This window comes from Rhodococcus sp. MPR-R1B (assembly GCF_058793255.1).
The window spans coordinates 10,909-32,323 of record NZ_JBXAFO010000035.1; the positions used below are offsets into that span (position 1 = coordinate 10,909).

18 protein-coding genes are annotated in these 21,415 nt (G+C 63.2%); 7 read left to right on the forward strand and 11 right to left on the reverse strand.

All coding sequences use genetic code 11. The annotated features are described in order from the left end of the window. Positions 1–2 precede the first annotated feature (2 nt). The 4 genes from AC1Q61_RS29465 to ssd are packed head-to-tail and all read right to left on the reverse strand — an operon-like array spanning position 3 to position 3,641. Positions 3–587 carry a type II secretion system F family protein gene (locus tag AC1Q61_RS29465; protein WP_042922859.1) on the reverse strand — a complete coding sequence of 195 codons (585 nt, stop codon included), beginning with the start codon at positions 585–587 and terminating at the stop codon, positions 3–5. Then, entirely contained in the window at positions 584–1,372 is a 789-nt protein-coding gene (locus AC1Q61_RS29470; RefSeq protein ID WP_042446714.1) for a type II secretion system F family protein, read from the reverse strand. Before AC1Q61_RS29470 ends, AC1Q61_RS29465 begins: the two co-directional genes overlap by 4 nt. Continuing rightward, complete coding sequence (locus AC1Q61_RS29475; protein ID WP_003946116.1) at positions 1,369–2,550, reverse strand: TadA family conjugal transfer-associated ATPase; 1,182 nt, start codon at positions 2,548–2,550, stop codon at positions 1,369–1,371. Before AC1Q61_RS29475 ends, AC1Q61_RS29470 begins: the two co-directional genes overlap by 4 nt. Further along, positions 2,547–3,641 carry a septum site-determining protein Ssd gene (ssd, locus tag AC1Q61_RS29480; protein ID WP_204855016.1) on the reverse strand — a complete coding sequence of 365 codons (1,095 nt, stop codon included), beginning with the start codon at positions 3,639–3,641 and terminating at the stop codon, positions 2,547–2,549. Before ssd ends, AC1Q61_RS29475 begins: the two co-directional genes overlap by 4 nt. A gap of 312 nt (positions 3,642–3,953) precedes the next feature. Here ssd and AC1Q61_RS29485 point away from each other — a divergent pair, with 312 nt between their 5' ends. After that, entirely contained in the window at positions 3,954–4,772 is an 819-nt protein-coding gene (locus AC1Q61_RS29485) for an HAD-IB family hydrolase (protein ID WP_003946123.1), read from the forward strand. Positions 4,773–5,163: 391 nt separating this feature from the next. On the opposite strand, the gene AC1Q61_RS29490 is transcribed toward AC1Q61_RS29485, so the two are convergent. The 5 genes from AC1Q61_RS29490 to AC1Q61_RS29510 form a co-directional block, all read right to left on the reverse strand. Beyond that, a complete protein-coding gene (locus AC1Q61_RS29490) occupies positions 5,164–5,913 on the reverse strand; it encodes a Fic family protein (protein ID WP_003946100.1) in 750 nt (249 codons plus the stop codon). Between the two features lie 56 nt (positions 5,914–5,969). Beyond that, a complete protein-coding gene (locus AC1Q61_RS29495) occupies positions 5,970–7,694 on the reverse strand; it encodes a dipeptide ABC transporter ATP-binding protein (RefSeq protein ID WP_087503825.1) in 1,725 nt (574 codons plus the stop codon). 5 nt (positions 7,695–7,699) lie between these two features. Beyond that, complete coding sequence (locus AC1Q61_RS29500; RefSeq protein WP_019746638.1) at positions 7,700–8,656, reverse strand: ABC transporter permease; 957 nt, start codon at positions 8,654–8,656, stop codon at positions 7,700–7,702. Further along, positions 8,649–9,575: an ABC transporter permease gene (locus AC1Q61_RS29505; RefSeq protein ID WP_003946101.1), complete on the reverse strand. Its 927-nt coding sequence runs from the start codon at positions 9,573–9,575 to the stop codon at positions 8,649–8,651. Before AC1Q61_RS29505 ends, AC1Q61_RS29500 begins: the two co-directional genes overlap by 8 nt. Before the next feature lie 125 nt (positions 9,576–9,700). After that, positions 9,701–11,317: a peptide ABC transporter substrate-binding protein gene (locus AC1Q61_RS29510; protein ID WP_037132624.1), complete on the reverse strand. Its 1,617-nt coding sequence runs from the start codon at positions 11,315–11,317 to the stop codon at positions 9,701–9,703. A 364-nt stretch (positions 11,318–11,681) separates the two neighbouring features. Between AC1Q61_RS29510 and acs the strand changes: the two genes are divergently transcribed. Beyond that, entirely contained in the window at positions 11,682–13,613 is a 1,932-nt protein-coding gene (gene acs, locus AC1Q61_RS29515) for an acetate--CoA ligase (protein ID WP_050655293.1), read from the forward strand. A 37-nt stretch (positions 13,614–13,650) separates the two neighbouring features. On the opposite strand, the gene AC1Q61_RS29520 is transcribed toward acs, so the two are convergent. Next, a complete protein-coding gene (locus tag AC1Q61_RS29520; protein ID WP_050655294.1) occupies positions 13,651–14,076 on the reverse strand; it encodes a MarR family transcriptional regulator in 426 nt (141 codons plus the stop codon). Between the two features lie 107 nt (positions 14,077–14,183). Here AC1Q61_RS29520 and AC1Q61_RS29525 point away from each other — a divergent pair, with 107 nt between their 5' ends. From AC1Q61_RS29525 to AC1Q61_RS29545, 5 genes are all read left to right on the forward strand, one after another. Continuing rightward, a complete protein-coding gene (locus AC1Q61_RS29525; protein ID WP_492651238.1) occupies positions 14,184–15,263 on the forward strand; it encodes a substrate-binding domain-containing protein in 1,080 nt (359 codons plus the stop codon). A gap of 122 nt (positions 15,264–15,385) precedes the next feature. Next, positions 15,386–16,006 (forward strand): AmiS/UreI family transporter, encoded by a 621-nt coding sequence (locus AC1Q61_RS29530; RefSeq protein WP_003946099.1) that lies wholly within the window; start codon positions 15,386–15,388, stop codon positions 16,004–16,006. Between the two features lie 26 nt (positions 16,007–16,032). After that, positions 16,033–17,070: an aliphatic amidase gene (locus AC1Q61_RS29535; protein ID WP_003946093.1), complete on the forward strand. Its 1,038-nt coding sequence runs from the start codon at positions 16,033–16,035 to the stop codon at positions 17,068–17,070. Positions 17,071–17,080: 10 nt separating this feature from the next. After that, positions 17,081–18,142 (forward strand): AAA family ATPase, encoded by a 1,062-nt coding sequence (locus tag AC1Q61_RS29540; protein ID WP_050655296.1) that lies wholly within the window; start codon positions 17,081–17,083, stop codon positions 18,140–18,142. 135 nt (positions 18,143–18,277) lie between these two features. Continuing rightward, a complete protein-coding gene (locus AC1Q61_RS29545; protein WP_492651239.1) occupies positions 18,278–19,963 on the forward strand; it encodes a purine-cytosine permease family protein in 1,686 nt (561 codons plus the stop codon). Between the two features lie 55 nt (positions 19,964–20,018). Here AC1Q61_RS29545 and AC1Q61_RS29550 read toward each other — a convergent pair whose 3' ends face one another. Further along, the gene (locus AC1Q61_RS29550) at positions 20,019–21,410 is read right to left on the reverse strand and encodes an MFS transporter (protein WP_020968263.1); all 1,392 of its coding nucleotides are present in this window, start codon (positions 21,408–21,410) and stop codon (positions 20,019–20,021) included. Positions 21,411–21,415 lie beyond the last annotated feature (5 nt).

Here is a 21,415-nt window from a genome sequence, read left to right on the forward strand (position 1 = left end):
GCTCACAGCAGGCCGTTACCGAGCACAGTCGTGGCAAGCCCGATCACCACCGGGACGATGCCCAAGGCGATGAACGCCGGCAGGAAACACAGCCCGAGTGGACCGCTGATCAGCACTCCCGCGCGTTCGGCTGCGGCGGCAGCAAGATCCTCGGCGTCACCTCGACTGCGCTCGGCGAGTTCGGCCATGGACGAGGACAGCGACGAACCCGAACGGGCGGAACGCCGAGCCATTCTGGCGAGCGCCTCGGTATCGGGATCGAGAGCGGCCTCGCTCCACGCGACGTCCGGATCGGCACCGAGCGCCAGAAGGTCGGCGACGCGACGAAGCGAGTCGGCCATCGGTTTCGGTGCCGTCGACGCCATCGCTGTGATCGCGGCGGAGACGGGAAGCCCCGCTCGTAGGCAGGCCCCGAGAAGGTCGAGACTTGCGGCAACTGCGAGTGGATCCGGCTTGTCTGGGACTGGAACCGAATTTTCTGTTGTTGTGTCCGCGAAGAGAATTTCTGCCGCCCTGGCCGAAGCACCGCGCCGAGCGGGAATGATCGCGAACGCCAACGCCATCATCGCCACGGATGCCCAACTCACGACGTGACCTTCGCAGTTATCCGGTCGGTCCAGAGCAGACCAGCTGAGACACAGGCGGTTCCGATCACCAGGAGCACGCCGCCGAGCCCACCTCCGAACAGCACGCGCAGCGGCGAAGCCCCCATCAATTGCCCGAGACCGATCCCCAACAGCGGGAGAAAGGCCAACACCGCAGCGGTCGCCCGAGCGCCCGCCAACCCGGCCTCGGTACGCTGACGAAAGCGTCTACGTCCCAACATGTCCGTCCGGACGGCGCCGAGTAGTTCCGCCAGCGCCAGCCCGTGTTGGTCGGCGACCCGCCAGACGGATCCGATGCGGGAGAACTCACGCTCGATGCACGAATCCGGTACCGCGAAGGCCGCTGCGGCAGAACCACCGAGACGCGCCCTGGCCCCAGCGGAACGGAATACGGCACTCACTTCTCCGGTACATTCCTCGCCTGCAACAGAACTGGCCGCTGCAGGATGCGCGCCGACGCTCAGCTCGGCGATCAGCACCTCCAGACCGGAGAGCAGCATCTTCTGTGAGAGATCCCGGGTTTCGGCTGCATTCGCGCGTCGGCCACGGAGGATCAGGGTCCCGGCGAGGACGACAGCCGCACACCCTGCCGGAAGACCTCCGAGGATCCACGCGGCCGAAATCGCGAGAAATGCGGCGACGAACTGCCACGGAATCTGCCGGGAGGACTTGCGGACGCTCGGGGTGTACGTGGCGAGCCGAGCACGTGAATCCCGCACCGGCGCAATCGAGACCGCCAACGCGAAGGCCAAGAGGGAAACCGTCACGTCCCGACCTCTCGATTGCGAAGCCGGAACATCCGCTCGAGCCGCTCACGACCCGAACCGCCGTCCGGCCACGCCTGCATGATTCGTACATACCCGTCCGCACCGCGGTCGATGACACCGATCTGTTCGAGACGCCTCGATCCGTCAGCCAATCTGTGCACGTGCAGGATCACTTGAACTGCCGCGGCAAGTTGACTGTGCAACGCGTGGCGATCCATACCGCCGAGCGCCGCCAACGCCTCGAGTCTGGCCGGCACCTCTTCTGGCGAATTGGCGTGAACGGTGCCGGCGCCGCCGTCGTGGCCGGTGTTCATCGCCGTGAGCAGATCAGTCACCTCTGCGCCGCGGACCTCACCGACGACGATGCGATCGGGACGCATTCGTAGTGCCTGCCGAACCAGATCGCGCACCGTCACCTCTCCGACGCCCTCGACGTTGGGAGCTCTGGCGACGAGGCGGACGACGTGCGGATGCGGCGGCGCCAGTTCGGCCGCGTCCTCGACACAGACGATTCGCTCGCGCGGGTCGACCGCGCCGAGCATGGCGGACAACAACGTGGTCTTTCCCGCACCGGTCCCGCCGATCACCAGAAAAGCCAAGCGACAAGAAATGATGCGATTGAGGAGCTCCCGCGCGTCCGGTTCCACGGCGCCGTGGGCGGACAGGGCGTCGAGACCCTGGGTCGCGGGCCGCAACACTCGCAGTGACACGCAGGTTCCACCCTGGGCCACGGGTGCGAGTACGGCATGAAGTCGCACCCCGAAGTGCCCGTCGCCGACGCCCCGCAGGCGGCCGTCGACCCACGGTTGGGCGTCGTCGAGGCGTCGACCTGCCGACAGTGCCAACCGCTGCGCCAGTCGACGCACGGCTGCCTCGTCGGTGAACCGGACCCCCGACCTTTCGAGGCCGACCCCGCGGTCCACCCAGACCTGATCCGGCGCGGTCACCAGTACGTCGGCGACCCCGGGTTCGTGCAGTAGAGGTTCGAGCGGCCCCGCGCCTGTCAGTTCCGTCTGGAGCACCCTGACGACCTCCAACAGATCGGTGTCCGCCAGAACGCCGGAGGACTCGGCTCGCACGGCATCGGCAACGGTGGCCGCCGTCGGCTCGGCGACCGACGACGCCGTCAATCGCTCGCGAACTCGGTCGAGCAGTTCGGCCGTGACCAACGCACTCATGCCGCAGCCCTGCGCGGGCGTGCGCCGGATTCGACGGCGTCGAGTACCGCTGTTGCCGCCACACTCAACGGACAACCGCGGGTCAATTCGAGGCCACCACGCTCGAGCATCGGCGCCAGCGATCGGTGGCCGCGCATCACGGCCGTCAGGGGCAGGCCGAGCATGTCTGCCACATCGGCGCCGCGTAGGCCTCCCGGTGCCGGCCCACGCACGACGAGCCCGACGTTGGAGTTGTGTCGCACCACCCAGGCTCCGACCTTCTCGGCCGCGACGCATGCGGCCACGGTGGCCGGAACCACCACGAGCACCGAATCCGACATCTCCAACACGGCCTGACCTACCTCGCTGGGATGACGTGGCACGTCGCAGACCACGAGCCCGCCGGAACTGCGACCTGCGTCAAGCACGGCGCGAACGGCGGTCACTGTCGGACCGTCGATCTCCCGGCGACTGCTCGCCAGAACCCTCAGAAACTTTCCCTTCGCCGGCAGTGCATCGCGCAGCGCCTCCGGGGACAACCGCCCGCCCTCGACGGTCAGTGCACCCCAACGTAATCCGGGAGCAGTCTCGATACCCAACAGCACGTCGGCGCCGGAACCGAGTGCGTCGACGTCCACCAACAGCGTCGGGACGTGACGTGCCGCCGACGTCAACGCGACAGCCGCAGCAGTTGCCGAGGCTCCGCCGCCGCCACAACCACCCACCACGCTCACGACGGTGCCGTCACCACTGACGTCTACGTGATCGGCCAGAACTGCGACCAGCGCGTTCTCTTCCTCGGGCAAGGACAGAACGCTGTCGGCTCCGATCGCGGTGGCGCTCTTCCAATCGTCGACGGTCGGTGTGCCGTCGCATACGAGGAACACTCGCGTTCGCTTGGGGGAACGAGCCAGAGCATCTCGCGCCGCCGACGCGTCCAGTACCACCGCCGAGGCCCGGTTCCACTGTTGCCGGGACACGGGATGTTCGGCCTCGTCCAGCCGGCGGTCCACCGCGGCAGCGACGCGTCGCACGCTCGCGAGGATTTTCGCGTCGTCGACGAGAACCAGAATGGGAGCCCCGGTTTCCCGAGAGCTGATCGTCGTGTTCATGACTGCAGAGCCTGAACGAGCACCGGCACCGAAAACAGTGGGCCGAACAACCCTGTGGACAACTGGGAGGTTGGGGAGAAACAGGCCTGAGACAGAGGACGGCCCCCGCCAATGGGGGGAGGAGGCGGGGGCCGTCTGAGTTCAGCCCCGGGGGGTCGGGCTGAACTAGTTCGAACGAATCGAACAGCAACGATCTTACACCCGCCATCGGCGAGAAATGCAAGCCTGAGCTGCACTGAACTGCTGTTTTTCGCCGAAAGAGGACGCTTGCCGAAGAGCACACGAACCGCCTGTCGGACTATCCTCAATCCTGTGACCGACAAGCCTGCGAACGGACTGAATACCGGGCGGACAGCCGCTTTCTTCGATTTGGACAAAACGATCATCGCGAAGTCGAGCACCCTGGCGTTCAGCAAGCCATTCTTCGCACAGGGTCTGATCAATCGACGCTCGGTTCTCAAGAGCAGCTATGCGCAATTCCTGTTTCTACTGTCCGGCGCCGATCACGATCAGATGGAGCGCATGCGCGAGCATCTGACGGCGATGTGTGCGGGCTGGGACGTGGAACAGGTGAAGGCCGTCGTCGCGGAGACTCTGCACGACATCGTCGATCCACTCGTCTTCGCCGAGGCGGCCGATCTGATCGCAGATCACAAGCTGCGTGGACACGACGTCATCGTCGTGTCTGCTTCGGGTGAAGAGATCGTCGCACCGATCGCCCGCGCCCTCGGCGCCACCCATTCCGTCGCGACGTCGATGAGGGAGGAAGACGGCCACTACACCGGCGAGGTGGACTTCTACTGCTACGGCCCCGGCAAGGTCGAAGCCATGGAAAAACTCGCCGCGGAGTACGGTTACGACCTCGCCGCCAGTTACGCCTACTCCGACTCGGTGACGGATTTACCCATGCTCGAGGCTGTCGGACATCCGACCGCAGTCAACCCCGATCGAGCGTTGCGCAAGGAAGCAGCCGTAAACGGTTGGCCCATACTGACTTTCTCGAATCCGGTCTCACTTCGTGCCCGATTGTCGGCCCAGTCCACGACCACGGTGGCCACTACCGCTGCGGTGGGAATCGCAGCTCTGGTGGCCGGCGCCATGACCTTCGGGCTACTGCGCCGGAAACGCTGAAATCCAAGGCCCACAAACAAAAATTGGTACTTGCTGTGAGCCCGGACACAGGGTACAAAGGAGTTACGGAAGAACGGAAGGCCAGGAACGGCTCGGAAGAGAAGGACCGTTTCCCCAACCGAAATTCCTAGCACGGGCACTAGGGCACCCACGCGGAGCACAAGCCACTATAAGGGCAGAAGCGTTGTGGGCCTGCGAGATTCGTTCAATTTGAGCGAGGACCCCGCACAGGTTGCGGGGACGACCTCAGAAAGCGCGATCCCTCGCCGAGGCCACCCACACAACCCACCGAGCACGCTTGGTAACGAGTAGTCCGTGCTGACGGGCGGCGAAGTCGATTTATCGGCAGCGCCGCCCGTTCGTTATGTTCCGACAGGCGCAATTTGCCGGACTATCCGGTAGCGGCGTCGGCAATCGAAGTCGCCTCTCGCGCACCGGCTTCGAGAGCACCACAGCACAGAATCACCCAGCTGCCGACGCCCGCCGGATTTCCCGAAGCGAATCCTGCCGCGCCGTCCGTGTACGCCTGTGGCCGCCGAAGCCAACTGACCTCGGGGACCCCGAGATTGTGCGGATCCAGTCCCGACGAGACCGCAACCAGACGCGAGGCCGCGCGGGCGACGATGCCGTCAGCGGTGCCGAACGGGCTCAGCGCCAAGAGTTCTCCGTGTACGACGGCCGCCAGAACAGGTGCCGGTGCACTGGTTCCGCCTGTAACGAGTTGGGCGAGAGCGTCCAACCGCTCCCCCACTCCGCGATCCGACCGTGGCCGCCCCAGTTGATCTGCGTCCTCGACGAGATCCGCCGCGGCCAACAGGTGCAGCCGGGCCAGAGCCTGAAGTGGGGCGCGCTTCCACGTCGACTCCATGAGCGGAAGGCTGTCGCCGTCGAGAGCCTGAGCCACGCGCAGAGCACCCGCGAGAATCGGATCACCGGCCATGCCCTCGGTCGGCAATTCGGTGGTGCCACCGGCGAGCGATGCGGAAGCGCGCGCGGCACGAACCGCGGCTTCGGCGGCAGTGGTGGGCCAACCGCGACGGTTGGTCTTGTGCCGATGAACCTCACCCAGAGCGTCGCGCGCATGATCGGCGGCGGCGCGTACGCCTGGAAGATCGACGAGGGGCTGCAAGGGGTCCGTCACGATCAACGACGGTACCCTTGCAGCCCCTCTGCGGACTTGCCTACCTACCTGTTGCGTCAGCTTCCCAGCTTGATGGACCCACCGGGAATCGCGTCGAGCAACTTGCGGGTGTAGTCCTGTTGCGGATTACCGAACACGTCGTCGATCGGTGCCGATTCGACGATCGAGCCACGCGACATCACCAACACGTTGTCCGCGATCTGACGAACCACGGCCAGGTCGTGCGTGATGAAGAGGTACGTCAACCCGAACTCTGCCTGCAGGTCGTTGAGCAGGGTCAAGATCTGATCCTGCACGAGCACGTCGAGAGCGGAGACCGCCTCGTCGCAGATCACGACCTCCGGTTGCAGTGCCAACGCTCGCGCAATTGCGACGCGCTGACGCTGTCCGCCGGAGAGCTCGTTCGGGAACCGTCGCATGACCGACTGGGGCAGACCGACCTTGTCGAGAAGTTCGCGGACGCGAGCCTCCCGTTCGGCTTTGGTCCCGACCTTGTGGGTACGCAGCGGCTCTTCGATCGTGCGGTAGATCGAGTACATCGGGTCGAGCGTGCCGTAAGGGTTCTGGAAGATCGGCTGCACTCGACGACGGAACGCAAATGTTTCCTTCGCACCGAGTTTCGACACGTCCTGACCGTCGAAGACCACGTTGCCTGCAGTGGGCTCGAGCAGACCGAGGACCATCTGTGCGACCGTCGACTTACCGGAACCCGATTCGCCGACGATTGCAGTCGTGGTTCCGCGGCGGACCTTGAAGGACACGTCGTTCACGGCTGTGAAGTCGGTGGTCTTGCGGAAACCCTTGCGCAGCTTGAACACCTTGGTCAGATGATCGACGACAAGAACGTCGTCGGTCACCTTGCCGAAGGACTCTGCCGCACTTTCCTCGGCCTTCACCGCTTCGGCGACCTCTTCCGCCTGTTCGCGAATCTCGGCGCGCGCCACCGACGAGCTGAGCCGCTTCGACGCCAACGACGGCGCAGCCGCGACCAGCTTCTGCGTGTACGGATGCTGCGGGCGCTTCAGAATCTCCAGTGCCGGACCGGATTCGACGATACGACCCTTGCTCATCACGATCAGATGCTCGGCGCGCTCGGCGGCCAGGCCAAGATCGTGAGTGATGAGCAGAACGGCGGTGCCGAGTTCCGTAGTCAGACCGTCGAGGTGGTCGAGGATCTGACGCTGGACGGTGACGTCGAGCGCCGACGTCGGCTCGTCCGCGATCAGGAGCTTCGGACGAGCGGACAACCCGATCGCGATGAGTGCGCGCTGACGCATACCGCCCGAGAACTCGTGCGGGTACTGCCCCAACCGGCTCTCGGCTTCGGCGAGTCCTGCCTCCTCGAGCAGTTCGGCGGCCCGAACCTTGGCTGCCTTGCCCTTGGCGATCCCGTTGGCGGCCAGTGCTTCCTCGATCTGGAAGCCCACTTTCCACACGGGATTCAGATTCGACATCGGGTCCTGCGGAACCAAACCGATCTGGCTTCCCCGGATGTGGACGAAGTCCTTCTCCGAGACCTTCGAGATGTCCTTGCCGTCGAAGATGATCTCGCCTGCCGTCACCTTGCCGGTGCCGGGAAGCAGATTGATGATCGAGTGGGCGGTGGTGGACTTACCCGAACCCGATTCGCCGACGATCGCGACCGTCTGACCCGGGTAGACGGTCAGGCTGACGCCTCGAACTGCCGGAACCGGACCGGAATTGGACTGGAAAGACACCTCGAGATCACGAATCTCGAGCAACGGAGTTTCCTCCGAGGTGAGAGTTTCCTTGGTGGTCATCGTGCTCACCGCTTCCGCGACTTGGGATCGAGGGCGTCGCGCAGAGCGTCACCCATCATGATGAATCCGAGAACGGTGATCGCCAAAGCCGTTGCCGGGTAGAACAGAATGGTCGAACCCTGACGCAGCGTCACCTGAGCGTTGCTGATGTCGCCGCCCCACGAAACCTCGGTGGACGGAAGACCGATACCGAGGAAGGACAGCGTCGCCTCGGCAACGATGTACGTACCGAGCGAGATGGTGGCGACCACGATGATGGGCGCCAACGAGTTCGGGATGACGTGGCGGATCAGTGTCTTGAGCTTCGAGACACCCAACGCTTCCGAGGCCATGACGTAATCGTTGTTCTTCGCCGAGATCACCGCGCCTCGAGCGATTCTTGCCATCTGCGGCCAGCCGAAGAGCGCCAGCACACCGACGACGGTCCAGATGGTGCGATCGGTGAACAGCTGCATCAGGACGATGGCAGCCAGGATCAGCGGGATGCCGAAGAAGATGTCGGCGACACGGGAGAGGATCGAATCGGTCCATCCGCCGTAGAAACCGGACAGCGCACCGAAGATCACGCCGATCACCAGCACCGACGCAGTGACACCGACGCCCACGAGTACGGATGCGCGAGCACCGTAGATGGTGCGCGAGTACACGTCACAGCCCTGGCGGTCGAAACCGAACCAGTGCCCTGAGGTCGGCCCCTGCATGCTGTAGGTCAGGTCGCAGAACCGCGGATCGGTGCTCGTGAACAAGCTCGGAAACGCTGCGATGACGATGACCGCGAGGATGATGATCGTCGAGATGATGAACAGGGGGCGCTTGCGTAGGTCGCGCCACGCGTCGGTCCACATGCTCGTCGGCGCCTGATCGAGTTTGACGGCGTCCGTCTCCCCCGGTGCCGCAACTTCGGGCGGTGCCACGAAATGACTTTGCCGGACGGCGCGTCCGGTCTTCACGGTCTCAGACATAGCGGATCCTCGGATCGAGCGCGGCGTACAAGAGGTCGACGAGCAGATTTGCGATCAGGTAGATCACGATGAGAATGGTGACGAACGAAACCACCGTCGGCGCTTCACCTCTGGTCACGGCCTGGTAGATCGTGCCGCCGACGCCGTTGATGTTGAAGATGCCCTCGGTGACGATGGCGCCGCCCATCAACGTTGCGAGGTCGGCGCCCAGGAACGTGACCACGGGGATCAGCGAGTTGCGCAACACGTGCACGCGAACCACTCGTCCACGGGAAAGTCCCTTGGCGGTGGCAGTGCGCACGTAGTCGGCACTCAGGTTCTCCGCCACGGACGTTCGGGTCAGTCGCAGGACGTAGGCGAACGAGACCGAACCCAGAACCAGGGCGGGGAGCAGGAGATTCTTGAAGCTGGTGTTGCCACCGACCGTCGGCGGGACGATGCCCCATTTGACGCCGATGAAGAACTGAGCCAGGAAGCCGATCACGAAGATCGGGATGGCGATGAGAACGAGGCTGAACAGCAGGACGGTGCTGTCGAAGAATCCGCCCTTACGCAGGCCTGCGATGAGGCCGAAGCCGACACCGAAGACGGTCTCGACGATCAGTGCCATGAAGGCAAGTTTCATCGTGATCGGAAATGCCTGTGCCAGAACTTCACTGACAGGTCGTCCGGAGAACGACGTGCCGAAGTCCAGCGTGAAGATGCCCTTCAGGTACAGCAGGTACTGCTGATAGAAGGGGAGATCGAGGTGGTAGCGCTCCCGAAGCTGTGCTGCCACAGCCGGACTGAGCGCCTTGTCGCCCGCCAACGCGGCAATCGGATCACCGGGAAGCAGGAAGACCATGGCGTAGATCAGAAGAGTGGCCCCGAGAAAGACCGGGATCATTTGAAGCACTCGGCGACCGATGTACCAGAGCATCGGATCACCTCCTTGTCGATGATCGTGTACGTCAGCGGACAGTCCGGTGTGAACACGAGTTCGGGACGGCAGGCAGGGCGCCTGCCGCCCCGAACTCACGTTTCAGATGCGGATCGTTCTACGCGTCAGTTCTTTTCGATGTCTTCGTAGACCGGAATGCCGTTCCAGCTGATGGTCACGTTGGAAACGTTCTCCGACCATCCACTGGCTGCGTTGCGGTACCACGTCGGAATTGCAGGCAGGTCCTTGAGCAGCACTTCCTGAGCCTGATCGAGCAGTTCCTGAGCCTTCGCCTTGTCCGTCTGGCCGGCCGATTCGCGCAGGAGGCGGTCGAACTCGGGGTTGGAGTACTCACCGTCGTTGGAGCTGCCGCCGGTCTGGTAGTTCTGCGCCAGGAAGCCGTACTGCTGCGGGTAGTCACCCTGCCAGCCGGAGCGGAACGCGCTCTGGATGGTGCGGTCGGTGGCTTCGGTGCGGATCTGCGCAAAGGTGGCGTACTGCTTGCCCTTTGCGTCGATGCCGAGCGTGTTGCGGATGCTGTTCGCCGTGGCGTCGACCCATTCCTGGTGTCCGCCGTCGGAGTTGTATCCGATCTCGAAGCTGCCGGACCACGGAGCGATGGCGTCGGCCTTGGCCCAAGCGGCCTTGGCTGCCTCGGGGTCGAACTTCAGGTTGCCGTTACCGGTCAGCGAGTCGTTCCAACCCTCGATTGCGGGGCTGGTGAAGTCGAGTGCAGGCGTCCTGGTCTTGTTGAAGATCTGCTGCGTGATCTGATCGCGGTTGATCGCCATCGAGATCGCCTGACGGCGGAGCATGCCCTCTTCACCACTGAAGTGCGCCAGGCGCCCCGGGATCGTGAACGTCTCGATGGTTGCCGACGGCTGGTTGACCGTGCGACCGGCAAGATCCGACTCGAAGGTCGTGACCGCGCTCGGCGGGACCTGGTCGAGAACGTCGACGTTGTTGGCGAGGAGATCCGTGTACGCCGTGTCGAGGCTGTTGTACATGATGAAGTCGACGCCGGCGTTCTTCGGCTTGCGGTTGCCGTTGTAGTCCGGGTTCACGACCGTGTCGATGCGGACGTTGTGCTGCCACGCGCCGGCGCCGTCGAGCTTGTACGGGCCGTTGCCGACCGGGTTCTCGCCGAATGCGGTCATGTCCTTGAACGCGACCTCGGGCAGCGGGTAGTACGCCGTGAAACCGAGGCGATCGGGGAACGCCGACTCGGGCTGCTTGAGTTCGATGGTGAAGGTGGAGTCGTCCACAACCTTCAGACCCGACATCGTCTGAGCCGTCGGAACCTCGGCGGCAACTTCGTCGTAGCCCTTGATCGGATCGAAGAACGATGCCTGGATCTGGGCGTTGGTGGAGAGGGCTCCGAAGTTCCACGCGTCGACGAACGACTTCGCGGTGACGGGGGTGCCGTCCGTGAAGGTCCAACCGTCCTTGAGCTTGACGGTGAAGTTCTGACCGTCGGTGCTCTCGATGGACTCGGCAACCTCGTTCTCCGTGCCACCGTCGGCGGTGTACGAAACGAGACCGGCGAACAGGGAGTCGAGGACGCGGCCGCCCTGGTTCTCACTCGTGTTCGTGGGAATCAACGGGTTCTGGGGCTCGCCCGCCCAGGCGTTGACGACACCGCTGGACGATCCGCCCGACGAATCGCCGGACGAACATGCCGTGATCAGCACTGCCGTCATTCCGAGCGCGACCGCGCCGGTCGCTATGCGTGAGATACGCAAAGGAATTCCTTCCACATCTAAGTGACCCCGAGCATGCTCGCGGCCTGCCGACAGCCGTAACTGCCGGCGTCGTGTCGCCTACAACTGAAAGTGAACGTGACTTCGAGTTGTGGTCGAATAATGGTTTGACAATAGACACATCCGACGCGGGGCGCGCATCGCACCCATTGTCCGCAATTCCGAGGGAAATCTGTCCGCGCCCATTCACTCGTCGGCGGAAGCGACCACCCGTCGCATCAATTCGACCGATCGTCGCAGGACAACGGGTTGCAACGTGATGCAACGGTGCGTTTACGCGAGCTTGTGACTACCCTCACACGGAGTCAGAAAAGTGTCGATCAAAGTGGAAAGAAGGCCGTCAGCCATGACAAGCGCAGCCGAAACAGACGTCCCCCAGGCATATCCGCCGAGCGCAGAGTTCGCTGCGGCCGCCAACGCGGGACCGGAGTTGCAGGCTGCCGCAGATACCGACCGCCTCGCTTTCTGGGCGAATCAGGCTGAGCGCCTTCACTGGCACGAGAAATGGACCGACGTCCTCGACTGGACCGACGCCCCCGTCGCCAAGTGGTTCGTCGGCGGAAAACTCAACGTCGCCTACAACTGCGTCGACCGCCACGTCCTCGCCGGCAACGGCGACCGCATCGCCATCCACTTCGAAGGCGAACCAGGCGATTCCCGCGACCTGACCTACAACGACCTCCTCGCCGAAGTCAGCCGCGCCGCAAATACTTTCACCGACCTCGGCCTCGTCGCCGGTGATCGCGTCGCGATCTACATGCCGATGATCCCCGAAGCGATCGTCACCATGCTCGCCTGCGCCCGCCTCGGCCTGACCCACTCCGTCGTCTTCGCCGGATTCTCCGCCACCGCCCTACGCTCGCGCATCGACGACGCCCAAGCCAAACTCGTCGTCACCGTCGACGGCCAGTGGCGACGCGGCGCCGCAGCACCCATCAAAACAGCGGTCGACGAATCCGTCGCCGGCGCCGAATCCGTCCAGAACGTGTTGGTGGTCAACCGGACCGGCATCGACGTCGACTGGACCGACGGCCGCGACCTGTGGTGGCACGAAACCGTCGCACAGGCTTCACCCGAGCACGAGGCGCAGGCCTTCGACGCCGAACATCCCCTGTTCATTCTCTACACCTCCGGCACCACCGGAAAGCCCAAGGGCATCATCCACACCTCCGGCGGCTACCTCACCCAGGCCTCGTACACCCACCACAACGTCTTCGATCACAAAGCGGGACAAGACGTCTACTGGTGCACCGCCGACATCGGCTGGGTCACCGGACACTCCTACATCGTCTACGGACCCCTCTCGAACGGCGTCACCCAGGTCGTCTACGAAGGCACCCCCAACTCCCCGAACGAGCACCGCCACTTCGACATCATCGAGAAGTACGGCGTCTCCATCTACTACACCGCCCCCACCCTCGTGCGGACGTTCATGAAGTGGGGCCGCGAGATCCCCGACGCCCACGACCTGTCCTCGATCCGCCTCCTCGGATCTGTGGGCGAGCCCATCAACCCCGAAGCGTGGCGCTGGTTCCGAGAGGTCATCGGCGGCAACAAAGCCCCCATCGTCGACACCTGGTGGCAGACCGAGACCGGCGCGATCATGATCTCCCCACTCCCCGGTATCACCGCCACCAAACCCGGATCCGCGATGGCCCCACTGCCCGGTATCTCCGCGAAGATCGTCGACGACGACGCCAAGCCCCTCGGCCCCGGCGGCAACGGCTACCTCGTCCTCGACGAGCCGTGGCCGGCGATGCTCCGCGGCATCTGGGGCGACATGGACCGCTACCGCGACACCTACTGGTCCCGCTACGCCGAAGAAGGCTGGTACTTCGCCGGTGACGGCGCCAAGTACGACGACGACGGCGCACTCTGGGTCCTCGGCCGCGTCGACGACGTCATGAACGTCTCCGGTCACCGCATCTCCACCTCCGAAGTGGAATCAGCACTGGTGAACCATCACGGAGTCGCCGAAGCCGCCGTCGTCGGTGCCGCCGACGAGACCACCGGACAGGGCATCGTCGCGTTCGTCATCCTGCGTGAAGGCGTCGAGAACACCGGCGACGTCCTCATCGCCGAACTCAAGGCTCAGGTCTCCACCGACATCAGCCCCATCGCCAAACCGCGTCAGATCACGATCGTGCCGGAACTGCCGAAGACCCGGTCCGGCAAGATCATGCGCCGCCTCCTGCGCGACGTCGCCGAAGGCCGCGACCTCGGAGACACCTCGACCCTGGTCGACCCCAAGGTATTCGACGCCATCCGCGGCAAGTAGGGCCTTCGGCCCCTGTGCGCCTTTTTGGTAGTCCCCACTACCGGAAAGGCACACAGGGGCGAAGCCCCTCTCGCAACTTCACTTCCTCTTTCGACGTCAGCCAGGACTCCTCGGCTACGCGGATGTCTGCGGCAACCCTCTTGTGCAAGGACTTTCCGCGCGAGGAGAGAAACACGCGTACCTTCCGGCGATCGTCCTCCCCGACTTCGCGGTAGATGAGCGCGAGCGAGACCAACTTGTCCGCAACTCGCGTCAGCGTCGGAGCCGGTGTTCCCGTTCGATCGCGCAACTGAGCCATCGTCAGCCCCTCGGTCGACGCCAGGGCTTCGAGCGTCATCCAGTGATCGAGAGTGAGATTCTCTGCCGCCAGCGCCTTCTCCGCCGCTGCCGCGGCCATTCGAGCTGCTCGGACCAGCGCAGTCGTCAGCGACGCATCAAGAATTTCGGAGTCACTTTTTCCCACTGATCGCTCCCCCGCTGTTGCGCAGTTCACACTTCTCGGGCAATACTTTCAAATGAAATGATAGTAACCCAGGCCAGGTCGCTGACTCCCGATTCCGGCGGCGACGCATGAGCGCTACCGGCGCGCTCGAACGCGCGCGCAGCGCGGTGTGGCGCCTGGGCATGGTGGTTCCCCTTCAGGGGCCGGCCGGACTGTTCGGCCCCTCCTGCGAAGCAATCAGCGAGTTGGCCGCCCGCGACCTCAACAACTCCGGTGGCGTGCTGGGACGCGAAGTCCAGATCGAAGTGATCGACGGCGGCGCGACGCCGAGTGCCGTCGCAGCCCGCGTGCAACAACTACTCGACGCCGGCGACATCGACGCCGTCAGCGGTTGGCACATCTCCTCGGTCCGCCACGCACTCGCACCGGTGGTCGCAGGCCGTATTCCGTACTCGTACACCTCGCTCTACGAGGGCGGCGAGGTCAGGCCCGGCATCTACTGCTCGGGTGAGACACCACGTCAGCAGATCGCGCCGGCGCTGAAGTGGCTGCGCGACAACGTCGGAGCGCGTAAGTGGTTTGTCGTCGGGGACGACTACATCTGGCCGCACAGCTCTCTCGGAGCCGTGAGGCAATTCGCCACCGAACTCGATCTCAGCCTGGTCGGCGGTTCGTTTGTCGACCTCGGGCGCGGAAACATGAAGCAGTTGGTCGAGACCGTCTCGAACTCCGGTTGCGACGGCGTGATCATGCTCCTCGTCGGGCAGGACGCCGTCGACTTCAACCGAGCCTTCGCCCGCCGAGGCCTCGACGAGTCGATGATCCGGTTCAGCCCGTTGATGGAAGAAAACATGCTGCTCGCAAGCGGCCCCCGCGCAACCCGGAACCTGTTTGCCTCGGCGGCGTACTTCCGCTCGATGGTCGACGGTAACTCCATGGACCTGCTCGGGCGCTACATCGCACTGCACGGCGCGCACGCTCCGGCACTGAACAACGCTGCCGAGTCGTGTTACGAAGGGATACATACCCTTTCGGCCCTGGTTCGACGCGCCGACAGCACACATCCGCGTGACCTGGACGCCGTCGTCGAGGGTGCCGCGTACGACGGGCCTCGCGGAACCGTCGAGTTTCGTGATCGTGTTGCACGGCAGAAGATTCAGCTCGCCGTCGCCGACGGACTCGACTTCTCGATCATCGCAACGCTCTGAGATTTTCCCTGAGATCTCCCTCTTGACTTCTGTGGCGCGCATCACTTAGTTTCATTTGGAATCATTTCATTTGAAAGTAACCCGTCCCGAAGTAACCGTCCCGAAGTAACCGGAGGTGCCCGATGGGCAGTGTTGGTTTGCTTTACGTGGGAGCCGTCCTCTTCGTCAACGGACTGATGCTGCTCGGCACAGTTCCCGTTCGATCCGCCTCGGTCCTCAACCTCTTCGTCGGCGCACTTCAATGCGTCGTCCCCACCGTCATGTTGATTCAGGCTCAGGGAGATTCGAGTGCCGTCCTGGCGGCCTCAGGGCTCTATCTGTTCGGATTCACCTATCTCTATGTGGGCATCAGCAATCTCGCCGGCTTCGAGCCGGAAGGAATCGGGTGGTTCTCGCTGTTCGTCGCGTGCGCCGCGCTCGTGTACTCCTTCCTCTCTTTCACAGTGAGCAACGACCCCGTCTTCGGGGTCATCTGGCTCGCATGGGCAGCGCTGTGGACGCTGTTCTTCCTGGTACTCGGGCTCGGCCGCGAGAATCTCAGTCGCTTCACCGGCTGGGCAGCGGTCCTTCTGAGCCAGCCCACGTGCACGGTCCCCGCATTTCTGATCCTGACCGACAACTTCCACACCACACCCGCCGTCGCGGCCGGTTGGGCCGGAGCGCTTCTGGTTCTCCTGGGCCTGGCCAAGATCCTCGCTGCACCCAAAACCGCAGTACCCCAATCCCGTCCAGTCTTCAACTGATCGACACAACCAAGGAGTGAAAGACAATGCGACACGGTGACATCTCCTCGAGCAACGACACGGTCGGCGTAGCAGTGGTCAACTACAAGATGCCCCGCCTGCACGATCGCGCCGGCGTCCTCGAGAACGCGCGCAAGATCGCCGACATGATGATCGGCATGAAGACCGGCCTCCCCGGAATGGATCTGGTGGTCTTCCCCGAATACTCCACGCAGGGAATCATGTACAACGAGGAGGAGATGTACGCGACAGCAGCCACCATCCCGGGCGACGAGACCGCGATCTTCTCCGCAGCGTGCCGCGAAGCCGACACGTGGGGAATCTTCTCCATCACCGGCGAACAGCACGAAGACCACCCGAACAAGCCCCCGTACAACACGTTGATCCTCATCGACAACAAGGGCGAGATCGTTCAGAGGTACCGAAAGATCCTGCCCTGGTGCCCCATCGAAGGGTGGTACCCGGGAGACACGACGTATGTCACCGAAGGCCCGAAGGGGCTGAAGATCTCGCTCATCATCTGCGACGACGGCAACTACCCGGAGATCTGGCGCGACTGCGCGATGAAGGGTGCAGAACTGATCGTCCGTTGCCAGGGATACATGTACCCCGCCAAGGACCAGCAGGTGATGATGTCCAAGGCAATGGCCTGGGCCAACAATTGTTATGTGGCAGTTGCCAATGCGGCCGGATTCGACGGCGTCTACTCCTACTTCGGACACTCCGCGATCATCGGATTCGACGGCCGGACGCTGGGTGAAACCGGCGAAGAAGAATACGGAATCCAGTACGCGCAGCTTTCCGTCTCAGCCATTCGCGACGCACGCGAGAACGACCAGTCCCAGAACCACATCTTCAAACTCCTCCATCGCGGCTACTCCGGTGTCCACGCAGCAGGTGACGGAGACAAGGGCGTCGCGGACTGCCCGTTCGAGTTCTACAAGCTGTGGGTCACCGACGCCCAGAAGGCTCAGGAACGCGTCGAGGCCATCACCCGAGACACAGTGGGTGTAGCGGATTGTCGCGTCGGAAACCTGCCGGTCGAGAAGACAATCGAAGCGTAAGGATCTCACTGTGCCTTATATCACCGACATGCTCCATGACCGGAACAGTGCAGCAGCAGCACCACCGCCGGCCGAGGAACGAACCGAACCCGTACCGGTCGGGGCCTTCGACGCTCGCAAGCTCTCGAAAGCCCTGAGTTCCAAGATCGTCGGACAACAGGCCGCCGTCGACGCAGTGGTTCGTGCGATTTCGATCGCGCATGTCGGTGCCACGGATCCGACGCGTCCGCTCGCAAACATCCTTCTCGTTGGCCCGACCGGCGTCGGCAAGACGGAATTGGTGCGGCGCGTGGCCGCAGAACTACGGTCAGGACCCGATGATCTGTGCCGCATCGACATGAATGCTCTTGCGCAAGAGCATTATGCGGCGTCATTCTCCGGGGCTCCACCTGGATATGCCGGTAGCAAGGAGTCCTTCACGCTGTTCGACAAGAACACCGTCGAGGGCGATCCGTACACCCCCGGAATCGTCCTGTTCGACGAAGTGGAGAAGGCCGACCCCACCGTGCTGCGTGCGCTCCTGCAGGTCCTCGACAACGGCGAACTCCGGTTGGCGAACGGTCAGCAGAAGATCTCGTTCCGCAACAGCTACGTGTTCCTGACCTCGAATCTCGGCTCTGCTGCGGTGGCAGAACATCGGCGATCCCACCTGCGGCAGCTAGCCGATCGCGTCCGAATCGATCGACCGCGCCATGGTCATCATCTGGTGCAACGCGCGTTGGAGAAGTTCTTCGACCCCGAATTCTTCAACCGCATCGACGAAACCGTGATCCTCGACGAGTTCGACGAACAGACCGCGGAACAAGTGACCCGTCTCGAGATCGAACTGATCACGACTCGGTTGGCCAGGAGAGGCATCGACGTCGAGGTGGAGGACAGCGCCGTCGCCCTGTTGCAACGGCGCGGGTTCGACCCGGTGTACGGAGCACGTGGCCTGCGCCGGACCATCCGGAACGTCTTGGCCGACCCGGTGGCCGCCGCCGTTCTCGACCTTCGGCCGGTCGGGACGCAGCCACTCGCCTTGCAGGCGCGGGCAGTTGGTGATCAGATACAGGTAAAGAAAGTCCCATGAGTGCTCGCTCACGTTGCGGATCGAATCCGCAACGTGGGCGACACATTTCAAACATGTCCGCGTAACGCCACCTCCCTAGGTTGGGTGCCTGCACCACAAAGTGCACATGCACAGGCACCCAGGGGAAGTGACGTCATGACAGCAGTGAACGAGCAGGTGTCCGCCGGCGCACCGGACAGGGCAGATCTCGGTGAGAATGCCGCACTGAAGGAGACTCTGGAGGACTACACCCTCCGATTTGCGCCACGCAGCTACCGCAAATGGGGAACCGGCGTCGTCGCGACCTCCGCGCTCGGCGGAATCGCGTATCTCGCAGACTTCTCGATCGGCGCCAACATCGGCATCTCGTACGGCACCGGTAACGCATTGCTGGGCATCGCCGTGTTTGCCGTCGTCATCATGGCGACCGGCTTCCCACTCGCCTACTATGCCGCGCGATACAATATCGACCTCGATTTGATCACTCGCGGAAGCGGTTTCGGCTACTACGGCTCGGTGGTCACCAACGTCATCTTCGCGACGTTCACCTTCATCTTCTTCGCGCTCGAAGGTTCCATCATGGCCCAGGGTTTGAAACTGGGGCTCGGGATCCCACTCTCGATCGGCTACGCGGTCTCGACCCTGATGGTCATTCCACTGGTCATCTACGGAATGAAGGCTCTGGCAAAGCTCCAAGTGTGGACGACGCCTCTGTGGCTCGTCATGATGGTGCTGCCGTTCCTGTATCTGCTGTTCAAGCACCCTGATTCGGTGAGCGCGTTCTTCGCCTTCGGCGGTGAGGACGGCGCAAACGGCAAGGGCGTCAACTTCGGATCGGTGATGCTGGCCGCGGGTGTCTGCTTGTCGCTGATCGCACAGATCGCCGAGCAGATCGACTACCTACGCTTCATGCCGCCCAAGACGCCGGAGAACACCCGTCGTTGGTGGGCTGCAGTAATTCTCGCGGGGCCCGGCTGGGTCATCTTCGGCGCGTTCAAGCAGATCGTCGGACTGTTCCTCGCTGTGTACATCATCGCGAACGTCGTCGACGGATCTTCGATCGCCAACCAACCCGTGCACCAGTTCCTCGAGATCTACCAGGACATGATGCCGCACTGGCTGGCCATGACGCTGGCCGTGATCCTCGTTGTCATCAGCCAGATCAAGATCAACGTCACCAACGCGTACTCCGGCTCACTGGCCTGGACCAACTCGTACACCCGCGTCACCAAGACCTACCCCGGACGCATGGTCTTCGTTCTGATCAACCTGGCGATCGCACTGATCTTGATGGAAGCCAACATGTTCGACTTCCTCAACACGATCCTCGGGTTCTACGCCAACTGCGGTATCGCCTGGGTCGTGGTCGTCGCCTCGGACATCGCGATCAACAAGTACTGGTTGAAGCTCTCCCCGAAAGTCCCCGAGTTCCGACGCGGGATGCTCTACGACGTCAACCCCGTCGGCTTCGTGTCGATGCTGCTGGCCGCGGGCATTTCGATCCTGGTGTTCTTCGGTGCTTTCGGTTCGGCGATCAAGCCGTTCTCCCCGATCGTCGCAATCGTCATCGCGCTGGTGATGCCGCCGGTCCTGGCCGTCGCCACCAAGGGAAAGTACTACCTACGACGCACCGACGACGGCATCGATCTGCCGATGTTCGACGAGTACGGGAACCCCTCCGGTGAAACGCTTCTGTGCTGCGTCAGCGGAATCGAATTCGAGCGTCCCGACATGCTCGCGTCGAACGTGCCCGGTCCGAACGGCGAGAAGCAGTACATCAGCTCCCTGGCCTTGAGCACCGACAAGACCGGTGAGCACGTCCTGCCTGCTCAGCTTCCCTGACAACTGCTGTGCGCCTTTATTAACCGCCGGGGGTTAATAAAGGCGCACAGCAGGGTTATGCCCCTACATCGTCGAGCGACTCACCCTTCGTCTCACGCATGACCAGCAGCGCGACAAAAGTCAGCGTCGCCGCTACGAGAAGATAGATGCCGACCCAACCGACGCCGTAGTTCTTCGCGAGGTAGACGGCGATGAACGGCGCCACCGCTGCGCCCAGAATACTGGCCGTGTTGTACGCGATTCCCGAGCCCGTGTAGCGGACGTTGGTCGGGAAGAGTTCCGGGAGAACGGCACTCATCGGGCCGAAGGTCAGGCCCATGAGCAGCATGCCCACGATGAGGAACGCCAACATGCGACCGTCGTTCATTCCGTCCGGTTCGAGGAAGACACCGAAGGTCAAGCCGAACACCATGATCAGACCGGTGATGATCAGCAAGGTGATACGACGCCCGTAACGGTCGGCGAGCCAACCCGAGACCGGCACGGCGGCAGCGAAGAACACGACTGCGATCAACTGCAGGACAAGGAAATCGGTGTACTTGAAGCCCGCACCGGTTCCACCGTCGGCCGCCGTCTTGCCGGTTCCGTGGCTGAGAACCCAGGTGGTCATGATGTAGAACAGCGTGTACGTCGCGAGCATCACGAACGTACCGATGATCAGCTGACGCCAACTGGTCTTGAATACCTCGGCCACCGGAGTCTTGACCTTCTCGCCGCGCTCGACTGCGCGCGCGAACACCGGGGTTTCCTCGAGCTTGAGCCGGACGTACAGGCCGATCATCACCATGATTGCGCTGAGCAGGAACGGAATTCGCCATCCCCAACTCAGGAAGGCACCCTCGAGGTCCGGGCTGGAATTGTCGTGGTTCATGAACAACGTGATGATCAGGAACAGTCCGTTGGCCATGAAGAAGCCGATGGGCGCACCGAGTTGCGGCCACATCGCCGCCCAGGCCCGCTTGCCTTCCTTGGCTGTCTCGGTCGCGAGCAGCGCCGCACCCGACCATTCGCCGCCGAGCCCGAGGCCCTGGCAGAAACGCATGAGCGCCAACAGCGCCGGGGCCAGCAGTCCGATCTGGTGATAGGTCGGCAGTAGTCCGATGAGGAAGGTCGCTATGCCCATCGTCAGCAACGAGCCGACCAGAGTTGCCTTGCGTCCGACGCGGTCACCGAAGTGCCCGAAGAGAATCGAGCCGAGGGGACGGGCGACGAACGCGAGTCCGAACGTCGCCAACGACGCGAGAAGCGCGGTGGTGTCGTTGCCCTTCGGGAAGAACAGGTGCGGGAACACCGATACTGCCGCTGTTGCATAGATGTAGAAGTCGTAGAACTCGATGGACGTACCCACCATGCTGGCGACCACGATTCGGCTGCGCGGCACTCCGGCGACGGTATCTGCGTCGCCGCCCTCCGGCTTGGGTGGATTCTCACTGACTGACGTGCTCAAAACAT

Coding starts and splice junctions, on each gene's coding strand:
- AC1Q61_RS29475 (WP_003946116.1), bottom strand. CDS start 2,550: ATGAGTGCGTTGGTCACGGCCGAACTGCTCGACCGAGTTCGCGAGCGA.
- ssd (WP_204855016.1), bottom strand. CDS start 3,641: ATGAACACGACGATCAGCTCTCGGGAAACCGGGGCTCCCATTCTGGTT.
- AC1Q61_RS29495 (WP_087503825.1), bottom strand. CDS start 7,694: ATGACCACCAAGGAAACTCTCACCTCGGAGGAAACTCCGTTGCTCGAG.
- AC1Q61_RS29500 (WP_019746638.1), bottom strand. CDS start 8,656: ATGTCTGAGACCGTGAAGACCGGACGCGCCGTCCGGCAAAGTCATTTC.
- AC1Q61_RS29505 (WP_003946101.1), bottom strand. CDS start 9,575: ATGCTCTGGTACATCGGTCGCCGAGTGCTTCAAATGATCCCGGTCTTT.
- acs (WP_050655293.1), top strand. CDS start 11,682: ATGACAAGCGCAGCCGAAACAGACGTCCCCCAGGCATATCCGCCGAGC.
- AC1Q61_RS29525 (WP_492651238.1), top strand. CDS start 14,184: ATGAGCGCTACCGGCGCGCTCGAACGCGCGCGCAGCGCGGTGTGGCGC.
- AC1Q61_RS29530 (WP_003946099.1), top strand. CDS start 15,386: ATGGGCAGTGTTGGTTTGCTTTACGTGGGAGCCGTCCTCTTCGTCAAC.
- AC1Q61_RS29535 (WP_003946093.1), top strand. CDS start 16,033: ATGCGACACGGTGACATCTCCTCGAGCAACGACACGGTCGGCGTAGCA.
- AC1Q61_RS29545 (WP_492651239.1), top strand. CDS start 18,278: ATGACAGCAGTGAACGAGCAGGTGTCCGCCGGCGCACCGGACAGGGCA.